Raw genomic sequence first — 8405 nt, forward strand, 5'->3', positions numbered from 1 at the left:
TAGCCTGCGCGTCGCACAGAGTGAACTTTCAACAAGATCAGCAAGGGGGAGGGCAGCGATGGCTGTTGAAGGGGTTGAAGAGGTAGCAGAGACAGCGGAGACAGCAGGGGCAGAGGCCGGAGAGGCGGCAACGCTCGCCGCGTCGGTTGTCAACTACCCGATCGCGCCGGGTTACCGCGTCAACGTGCGCTCGGGTCCCGGCACTCAGTACTCGCTGGTCCGCGTCCTGCCGTACAACGCCACGGTGCCGGTCTACTGCCAGAAGCCGGGCGAGCGGGTGTCCGGGCCGTACGGCAGCTCGAACATCTGGGACAACATCGCCAACGGCGAGTTCGTCTCGGACGCGTACGTCAAGACGGGCAGTGACGAATACATCGCTCCGCGCTGCAACTGAACCCGGTCCGGTTCTCTAGCTCTCGCTCACTGGGACAATCGCCCGGTGAGCGAGAGTAAGAGCGTGAGCCCGCACAAGAGCGGCGAATCCGCCGAGACCCCCACCGGCCCCCCGCCCGAGGGCCCCCGGCCCGAACCGATCCGCTTCTTCGGCACCACCTGGGTCGCCCACGACGGCGGTTACGCGCTGCGCCGCGTCGCCGTCGCCGCCGGCTCGCTGGCGGCCGCGGTCGGCGCGTGCTTCCTGCTGCGCTTCGCCTACCAGGGCCTGGAGACGGCGAATGCCAGCTCGTTCGTCGGCGTCCTCGTCATCGTGACGTTCTCGGTGTGCAGCGCCATCGCCTTCCGCAAGACCTGGGAGGGTTTCTCGAAGCGTCCCGGCGACGCCGCCCGAGAGGAGGCGCTGCGCAGCCTCAAGGGCATCGGCTTCATCGGCTCGCTGCTCGCGTACTTCCTGCGCTCGCTCGCCGAGGCGCCGGGGGAGCGGCTGCGGCGCACCGAGTACGAGACGGCCGTCTCGCGGTACGAGCGCCGGCGCACCACCCGAACGGGCAATCCGGCCGCCCGCAAGGCCAACCGGCCCAAGCGCGCCAAGCGCAAGTGAGCCGGGACGGCCGGTACATCCGGTACCACCGGGCCCCCTTCGGCGCCTGAGAGCCGTCGCCCGGCACCATGGAGCGCATGACCGATCGCGCGCTCTCCTTCGACGTCGTCGCCGGGCAGTACGACTCCGCCAGGCCCGGCTATCCGCCGGCGCTGTTCGACGCCGTCGAGGAACTGTCCGGCCGCCCCCTCCACGGCTCCCGCGTCCTCGACGTCGGGGCCGGAACCGGGATCGCCACCCGTCAGCTGCTCGCACGCGGCGCCGAGGTCACTGCCGTGGAACCCGGCCCCGGCATGGCCGCCCAGCTGCGCCGTACGCTGCCCGACACCCCGCTGGTCAGGGGCTTCGGCGACGCCCTGCCGATCGCGGACACGTCGGTCGACCTGGTGACGTACGCCCAGTCCTGGCACTGGACCGACCCCGCCCTCTCCCTTCCCGAGGCGCTGCGCGTACTGCGGCCCGGCGGGGCGCTCGCCCTGTGGTGGAACGTGGCCGACCCCGACGTGCCCTGGGTCGCCGCACAGGACGAACGGCTGCGCCGGCGCGGCGGCGGGGGAGCCCACGGCGCCGGCGGCCATCGCGCCGAGGGCTTGCCCGACGAGCTGCCGCGTGTGCGTCGCGCGCTGCGCTGGACTCGCACCGTGCCGCTGGACAGCCACCTCGCCAACCTCTCCAGCCACTCCCTCTTCCGCGTGCTCGGCGGCGACGCCACCGCCGCCTGCCTGGCCGAGGAACGCGCCGAACTGCTCAAGGTCTTTCCGACCGGCTCCGTCGAGGAGGCGTACACGGTCGATCTGATCGTCACACTTCGCCCGGCTGCGTCGTCTGGTACCAGAGGCCCGTCGTCCGAAGTCTGACGGCGGGCGTGACACCGGCAGGGGAGAGGAGCGCCGCAGCATGGCCGATCTGGCCGATTTCGAGCAGGAGCGCAAGAGGCTCTGGGGCATCGCGTACCGCATCACCGGCTCCGTCGCCGACGCCGACGACGCGGTCCAGGAGACCTGGCTGCGCTGGCAACGGCTGCCCGACGACGAGGTGGACGACCCCCGGTCGTATCTGACGACGGTCATCAGCAGGCTCTGCTACGACCTGCTCGGTTCCGCTCGCGCCCGCCGTGAGTCGTACGTCGGGCCCTGGCTGCCGGAGCCGGTGGTGACCGAGAGCGGGCCCGAGGACCGGGTGACGCTGGACGAGTCGGTCGGGCTCGCCATGCTCACCGTGCTGGAGCGGCTGACGCCGGCGGAGCGCACCGCGTTCATCCTGCACGACGTCTTCGCGGTGCCGTTCAAGGAGATCGCGGAGGTGGTGGGCCGTACGCCCGATTCCGTACGGCAGTTGGCCTCCCGCGCCCGCCGCCGGGTACGGGCCGAGGCGCCCCGCCGCTCCGTGGACCGGGGCGAGCACCGGCGGGCCGTCGACGCTTTCCTGTCGGCGGTGATGGGCGGGGACTTCGACGGGCTGCTGGAGATCCTCGACCCCGAGGTGGTGTGGCGCTCGGACGGCGGCGGCAAGGTCACGGCGGCCAGGCTGCCCGTCATCGGCGACGAGAAGGTCGTGCGTTTCTCGCAGCGCCTCATGCGCGAGTTCGACCCCGAGACGATGTACGCCCTCGTACGGGAAGTGAACGGCGCTCCCGGCGTGGTGCTGGTCGACCCCGTCGGCGAGCGGGGCGTCGTCCTCGCCTTCGGCGTCCAGCGCGGGCTGATCACCGAGATCGACGCCGTGGTCAACCCGGAGAAGCTGCGCCACCTCGACCTCGGGAGTCTGTGACCGCACTCACCGTCACACCTGGGCGGGCCATCCCGTCCCATTTGTATGACACCCAACGACATTCCCTCCTCGTCCTCGTCCTCACCTTCGCCCTCCGGAAAACAGCGGGTCGTCGTGGTCGGCGCGGGTTACGCGGGGCTGATGTGCGCGCTGCGCCTCGCCCGGCACGCCCGTGTCACCCTCGTGGACCCCGCCGACCGCTTCACCGAACGCGTCCGGCTGCACGAACGCGCGGCCGGACGCCCCGACGTGACGCACCCTCTCGGCTCGTTCCTCCGCCCGACCGGCATCAGCCACGTCGCCGCCCGCGCCGTGGCGATCGACGCCGCGGCGCGTGAGGTCCGTACGGACGACGGCCGCGTCCTTCCCTACGACCGTCTCGTCCACGCCCTCGGCAGCCGCACCCGGTCCGCCGGACTCGGCGACCGGGACCGGGCGTACACGGTCGAGTCGGGGACCGAACTGCACAAGCGCCTCCAGGACGGCCCCGGCGCCCTGACGGTCGTGGGCGGCGGCCTCACCGGCATCGAACTGGCCACCGAACTCGCCGAGACCCACCCCCGCTGGAGCGTCGGCCTCCTTACGGAGGACATCGTCGGCCCGGGGCTCTCGGAAAAGGGCCGCGCCCATGTCCGTACGGTGCTCGCCACCCGCGGCGTACGCGTCGAGGAGGGCCGCCGTATCGCAGGCCCCGACGACATCGACACCGATGTCGTCGTGTGGGCCGCCTCGATGACCCCCAACACCGAACTGGCGCGCGCCGCCGGGATCGCCATCGACGCCCGAGGACGCGTCGAGGTCGACACGTCGCTGCGGTCCGTGTCCCACCCGGAGGTGTACGCGGTGGGCGACTCGGCCGCCGGACACACCGCCACCGCCGGTTCGCTGCGCATGGGTTGTGCCGCGGCGCTGCCCAGCGGCTCGCAGGCCGCGACGGCGATCATCGCCGAACTCGGCGGCGCGGAGCCGAAACCGCTGCGTTTCTCGTACCTCCTCCAGTGCTTGAGCCTGGGCCGTCACGACGGCCTGGTGCAGTTCGTACGGGCCGACGACTCGCCCCGCGAGCGGGTCCTCACCGGCCGCCCGGCGGCGTACGTGAAGGAGCGCATCGTCCGCTCCACGGTCGGCGCCCTGAGGCAGGCGTCCCGCCGGCCGGACCTGGTCGCGCGCATCCCCGGTTTCGGCTGAGCTTCGGCTGAACCCCCTCCTTGACGGTGTGGCGCGGACGGGAGCATTATTCATCGCATGATGAATAAATCAGAGGCCGCCATCCGCGCCAGCGGTCTGCGCGTCGTACGGGGAGAGCGCACCGTGCTGCGCGACCTCGACTTCGCCGTACCGCCCGGCCGGATCACCGGCCTCCTCGGCCCCTCCGGCTGCGGCAAGTCGACCCTGATGCGCGCCATCGTCGGCACGCAGGCCAAGGTCACCGGAACCCTGGACGTCCTCGGCCGCCCGGCCGGCGACGCCAGGCTCCGTGCCCGCATCGGCTATGTCACCCAGGCGCCGTCCGTCTACGACGACTTGACGGTCCGTCAGAACCTGGATTACTTCGCGGCCGTCCTCAACCCCGGACGCTCCCACCGCGACGCCCGCGACGAGACGGTCCACCGCGCCATCACCGACGTCGACCTCGTCTCACACGCCGACTCCCTCGCCGGCCGGCTCTCCGGTGGCCAGCGCAACCGGGTCTCGCTCGCCGTCGCCCTGCTCGGGACGCCCGAACTCCTCGTCCTCGACGAGCCGACCGTCGGCCTCGACCCCGTACTCCGCCGCGACCTGTGGGAACTCTTCCACCGCATCGCCGCCGACCGCGCGGCCACGCTCCTCGTCTCCTCCCATGTGATGGACGAGGCCGAACGCTGCCACCGCCTGCTCCTCATGCGCGACGGCGACATCCTCGCCGACGACACCCCCGACGCCCTGCGCACCCGCACCGGCTCCGAAACGGTCGAAGAAGCCTTCCTCCACCTGGTCGACGAGGCCAACGCCCACGCACTCCAGGAGACCTCCTGATGACGACGCCGACCGCGACCGCGACCCCGATCCCGGCCGCCCCCGCCCCGCGCGCGTTCTCCGGTGCCCGGACCCTGGCCACCGCCTCCCGCGTCCTACGTCAACTGCGCCACGACCCGCGCTCCATCGCCCTGATGATCCTCGTGCCGTGCGTGATGCTCTTCCTCCTCCGCTACGTCTTCGACGGCGACACCCGCACCTTCGACTCCATCGGCGCCTCGCTGCTCGGCATCTTCCCGCTCATCACGATGTTCCTGGTCACCTCCATCGCCACCCTCCGCGAGCGCACCTCGGGCACGCTCGAACGCCTCCTCGCGCTGCCCCTCGGCAAGGCCGACCTCATCGCCGGCTACGCCCTCGCCTTCGGCGCCCTGGCGATCGTCCAGTCCGCGCTCGCCAGCGGACTCGCCGTCTGGGGCCTCGGCCTGGACGTCGTCGGCTCGCCCTGGCTGCTCCTGCTGGTCGCACTCCTCGACGCCCTGCTCGGCACGGCCCTCGGACTGTTCGTCTCGGCCTTCGCCTCGTCCGAATTCCAGGCGGTCCAGTTCATGCCGGCGGTGATCTTCCCCCAACTGCTGCTCTGCGGACTCTTCACCGCACGCGAGAACATGCAACCGGTACTCGAAGCGATCTCGAACGTCCTGCCCATGTCCTACGCCGTCGACGGCATGAACGAGGTCCTGCGCCCCACCGACGTCACCACCAACTTCGTACGCGACGTCCTGATCGTCGCCGGCTGCGCGGTCCTTGTCCTCGCCCTGGGCGCCGCGACCCTCCGCCGCCGCACGGCATAGTCCGGACACAGTCCGACACTCGGACACACCGGGCCCGTCCCCGCCGCCGATGCGAGGATGGCCCCGGATGTCCCGTACGACCGCTCGACCCCCACCGGCGAGGTGCCCCGCATGACCACGACCATCGCAGTCCTCGGAACCGGCAAGATCGGCGAAGCCCTCCTCAGCGGCATGATCCGCGCCGGCTGGCGCCCCGCCGACCTCCTGGTCACCACCCGCCGCGCCGAACGCGCCGCCCAGCTCCGGGACCGTTACGGCGTCGAGCCCGTCACCAACGCCGAAGCGGCCAAACGCGCCGACACGCTCATCCTCGCCGTGAAACCGCAGGACATGGGCAAGCTCCTCGACGAACTCGCCCCCCACGTCCCCGCCGACCGTCTCGTCATCAGCGCCGCCGCGGGTATCCCCACGGCCTTCATCGAGGAACGCCTCACCACCGGTATCTCCGTCGTACGTGTCATGCCCAACACTCCCGTCCTTGTCGATGAGGGCATGTCCGTCATCTCCGGTGGCAGCCACGCCACCCCCGCCGACCTCAACCACACCGAGGAGATCTTCGGCGGCGTCGGCAAAACCGCCCGCGTCCCCGAGTCCCAGCAAGACGCGGCGACCGCACTCTCCGGCTCGGGCCCGGCGTACTTCTACTTCCTGGTCGAAGCGATGACCGACGCCGGCATCCTCCTCGGCCTGCCCCGCGCCCAGGCCCACGACCTCATCGTCCAGGCCGCCATCGGCGCCGCGGTCATGCTGCGCGACAGCGGCGAACACCCGGTGAAACTCCGCGAGGCCGTGACCTCCCCGGCGGGCACCACCATCAGCGCCATCCGCGAGCTGGAGAACCACGGCGTGCGAGCCGCCCTGATCGCCGCGATCGAAGCCGCCCGCGACCGCAGCCGCGAACTGGCCTCCGGCAACAGCTGACCAACCCGCCCCAACGCCCCGGCCGGGCGGACGCGCCCTTCCCTCAGCCGGCGGGCAGCAACCCGATCGCGTCACAGGCCGCATCCACCACCGGCCGGGCCATCCCCCTGGCCCGCTCCGCACCCTCCTTCAACACCTGATCCACATGACCGGGATCCGCCGCCAGCTCCGCATGCCGCGCCCGGACCGGCCGCAACAACTCGACGACGGCCTCTGCTGTGTCCTGCTTGAGTGAGCCGTACGAGTCATATGCACCGGCCAGCTCAGTCGGGTTCCCGCCTCCGCACGCCGCAAGGATCTCCAGCAGATTCGCCACCCCAGGCTTGTCGACGGGGTCGTACTCGACCTCGCGCCCGCTGTCCGTGACGGCCCGCATCACCTTCCTGCGCACCACGTCCGTCTCATCGAGCAGATAGACGATCCCGGCCCCCGACTCGTGCGACTTCCCCATCTTCGAGCACGGATCCTGCAGATCCATGACCCGCGCGGCCACCGGCGGATTCGTGACCCTCGGCACGGTGAACGTCGGCCCGTAGCGAAGGTTGAAACGCCTGGCCAGGCTGCGCGTCAGCTCCACATGCTGCGTCTGGTCGTCCCCCACCGGCACCTCGTCGGTCCGGTACGCGAGGATGTCCGCCGCCATGAGCGCCGGATAGGTCAGCAGCGACGCCCGCACACTCTGCCCGGTCGCCTGTGCCCGCTCGGACTTCTCCCTGTACTGGATCATGCGCCGCAGTTCTCCGTCCGTCGCCGTGCACTCCAGCAGATAGGAGAGCCGGGTGTGCGCGTCGACATGACTCTGCACGAAGACGGTGCACCGAGCCGGATCCAGCCCGGCCGCCAGCAGCAGCGTCGCCGCCTGCCGACTGAGTCTGCGCACACGAGCCGGATCGTGCTCCACGGTGAGGGCATGGAGGTCCACGACGCTGAACAGAGCGTCGGCCCGGTACTGATCCACCTCAGCCCACCTGCGTACGGCTCCGAGGTAGTTGCCCAAGGTCAGATGGCCCGTCGGCTTGACCCCACTGAAGATCCGCGTCATCTCTCTCGTCCCTCTTCCGGTCGGAGCCGCCGCCGAGCGGCCGGGCTCCCGAACCTCCACCAGAAGGGGAGAAACGCGAACGGCCGCCAGAGCGGCGGCCGTTGGTGTCACACACGTGTCAGCAGGCCGCCGTCAGACGGCCCGCCAGCTGTAGTTGCACGCATGCGTGGTCATGGGGGCAACAGTACGCGCCCCGTACCCCGAAGACCCGAGGTTGACACGTCCTGGGCGCGACCGTAATGTTCTCCGGGCTGTCCGACGTGAGCATCGACCCCGGTCGATCCCCGGACGGTCATTCCGCAAGACCACTGCAAACGCGCGACATCCGGTCGCTTTCTTTTGCGTGCGCTTTTGCGAAATGAGGAATCCACGTTCGAACGAAGGACGTGAACCCCCGATTAGCGTCGGGGGAACGGTTCCGCTAAAGTCTCACTCGTCGGAACGGCCGCAGGGCCGGAAAGACAAACCCGCTGACTGGGAATCAGACACCGAAAGGTTCTGATAGAGTCGGAAACGCAAGACAGCAAGACCGAAGGGAAAAGCCCGGAGGGCCCGGAGACGGGACCAAAGGAAGCGTCCGTTCCTTGAGAACTCAACAGCGTGCCAAAAGTCAACGCCAGATATGTTGATACCCCGACCTCGTCCACAGTTTGTGGATTGGGTTGAGGTTCCTTTGATAGAAACACAGCGAGGACGCTGTGAACGACCGGTCTTATTCCGACTGGTTGTTCCGCTCTCGTGGTGTCCACCTGACCAATGGGTCGGGTAAGCATTCACGGAGAGTTTGATCCTGGCTCAGGACGAACGCTGGCGGCGTGCTTAACACATGCAAGTCGAACGATGAAGCCTTCGGGTGGATTAGTGG

At 69.9% G+C, this 8405-nt stretch carries 9 protein-coding genes and 1 rRNA gene; 9 read left to right on the forward strand and 1 reads right to left on the reverse strand.

From position 1 onward, the window contains the following. Nucleotides 1-58: 58 nt before the first annotated feature. The 8 genes from ACIBLA_RS07900 to proC all read left to right on the forward strand — a co-directional run bounded on the left by ACIBLA_RS07900 (nt 59) and on the right by proC (nt 6498). Nucleotides 59-394, forward strand: a complete 336-nt coding sequence (locus ACIBLA_RS07900) for an SH3 domain-containing protein (protein ID WP_399198071.1) — start codon at nt 59-61, stop codon at nt 392-394. Between the two features lie 45 nt (nt 395-439). Then, a complete protein-coding gene (locus tag ACIBLA_RS07905) occupies nt 440-997 on the forward strand; it encodes a hypothetical protein (protein WP_399198072.1) in 558 nt (185 codons plus the stop codon). Between the two features lie 68 nt (nt 998-1065). Further along, the gene (locus ACIBLA_RS07910; protein WP_399198073.1) at nt 1066-1854 is read left to right on the forward strand and encodes a class I SAM-dependent methyltransferase; all 789 of its coding nucleotides are present in this window, start codon (nt 1066-1068) and stop codon (nt 1852-1854) included. 40 nt (nt 1855-1894) lie between these two features. Further along, on the forward strand, nt 1895-2767 hold the full coding sequence (gene sigJ / locus ACIBLA_RS07915) for an RNA polymerase sigma factor SigJ (RefSeq protein ID WP_363246311.1): 873 nt from the start codon (nt 1895-1897) through the stop codon (nt 2765-2767). Nucleotides 2768-2812: 45 nt separating this feature from the next. Further along, nucleotides 2813-3955: an NAD(P)/FAD-dependent oxidoreductase gene (locus ACIBLA_RS07920; RefSeq protein ID WP_399198074.1), complete on the forward strand. Its 1143-nt coding sequence runs from the start codon at nt 2813-2815 to the stop codon at nt 3953-3955. Between the two features lie 57 nt (nt 3956-4012). Continuing rightward, nucleotides 4013-4783: an ABC transporter ATP-binding protein gene (locus ACIBLA_RS07925; RefSeq protein ID WP_399198075.1), complete on the forward strand. Its 771-nt coding sequence runs from the start codon at nt 4013-4015 to the stop codon at nt 4781-4783. Then, the gene (locus ACIBLA_RS07930) at nt 4783-5577 is read left to right on the forward strand and encodes an ABC transporter permease (protein ID WP_399198076.1); all 795 of its coding nucleotides are present in this window, start codon (nt 4783-4785) and stop codon (nt 5575-5577) included. The genes ACIBLA_RS07925 and ACIBLA_RS07930 overlap by 1 nt, the downstream gene beginning before the upstream one ends. Before the next feature lie 111 nt (nt 5578-5688). Then, nucleotides 5689-6498 carry a pyrroline-5-carboxylate reductase gene (gene proC / locus ACIBLA_RS07935; RefSeq protein WP_363246307.1) on the forward strand — a complete coding sequence of 270 codons (810 nt, stop codon included), beginning with the start codon at nt 5689-5691 and terminating at the stop codon, nt 6496-6498. A gap of 43 nt (nt 6499-6541) precedes the next feature. Here the strand turns inward: proC and trpS are convergent, their stop codons facing one another. Next, entirely contained in the window at nt 6542-7540 is a 999-nt protein-coding gene (gene trpS / locus ACIBLA_RS07940) for a tryptophan--tRNA ligase (RefSeq protein WP_399198077.1), read from the reverse strand. 772 nt (nt 7541-8312) lie between these two features. Between trpS and ACIBLA_RS07945 the strand changes: the two genes are divergently transcribed. Next, nucleotides 8313-8405, forward strand: a 16S ribosomal RNA gene (locus ACIBLA_RS07945); the annotation flags it as partial.

It is taken from the genome of Streptomyces sp. NPDC050433 (assembly GCF_044458565.1).
Taxonomy (GTDB): Bacteria; Actinomycetota; Actinomycetes; order Streptomycetales; family Streptomycetaceae; genus Streptomyces.

Coding starts and splice junctions, on each gene's coding strand:
- ACIBLA_RS07900 (WP_399198071.1), top strand. CDS start 59: ATGGCTGTTGAAGGGGTTGAAGAGGTAGCAGAGACAGCGGAGACAGCA.
- ACIBLA_RS07910 (WP_399198073.1), top strand. CDS start 1,066: ATGGAGCGCATGACCGATCGCGCGCTCTCCTTCGACGTCGTCGCCGGG.
- sigJ (WP_363246311.1), top strand. CDS start 1,895: ATGGCCGATCTGGCCGATTTCGAGCAGGAGCGCAAGAGGCTCTGGGGC.
- ACIBLA_RS07920 (WP_399198074.1), top strand. CDS start 2,813: ATGACACCCAACGACATTCCCTCCTCGTCCTCGTCCTCACCTTCGCCC.
- ACIBLA_RS07925 (WP_399198075.1), top strand. CDS start 4,013: ATGATGAATAAATCAGAGGCCGCCATCCGCGCCAGCGGTCTGCGCGTC.
- ACIBLA_RS07930 (WP_399198076.1), top strand. CDS start 4,783: ATGACGACGCCGACCGCGACCGCGACCCCGATCCCGGCCGCCCCCGCC.
- proC (WP_363246307.1), top strand. CDS start 5,689: ATGACCACGACCATCGCAGTCCTCGGAACCGGCAAGATCGGCGAAGCC.
- trpS (WP_399198077.1), bottom strand. CDS start 7,540: ATGACGCGGATCTTCAGTGGGGTCAAGCCGACGGGCCATCTGACCTTG.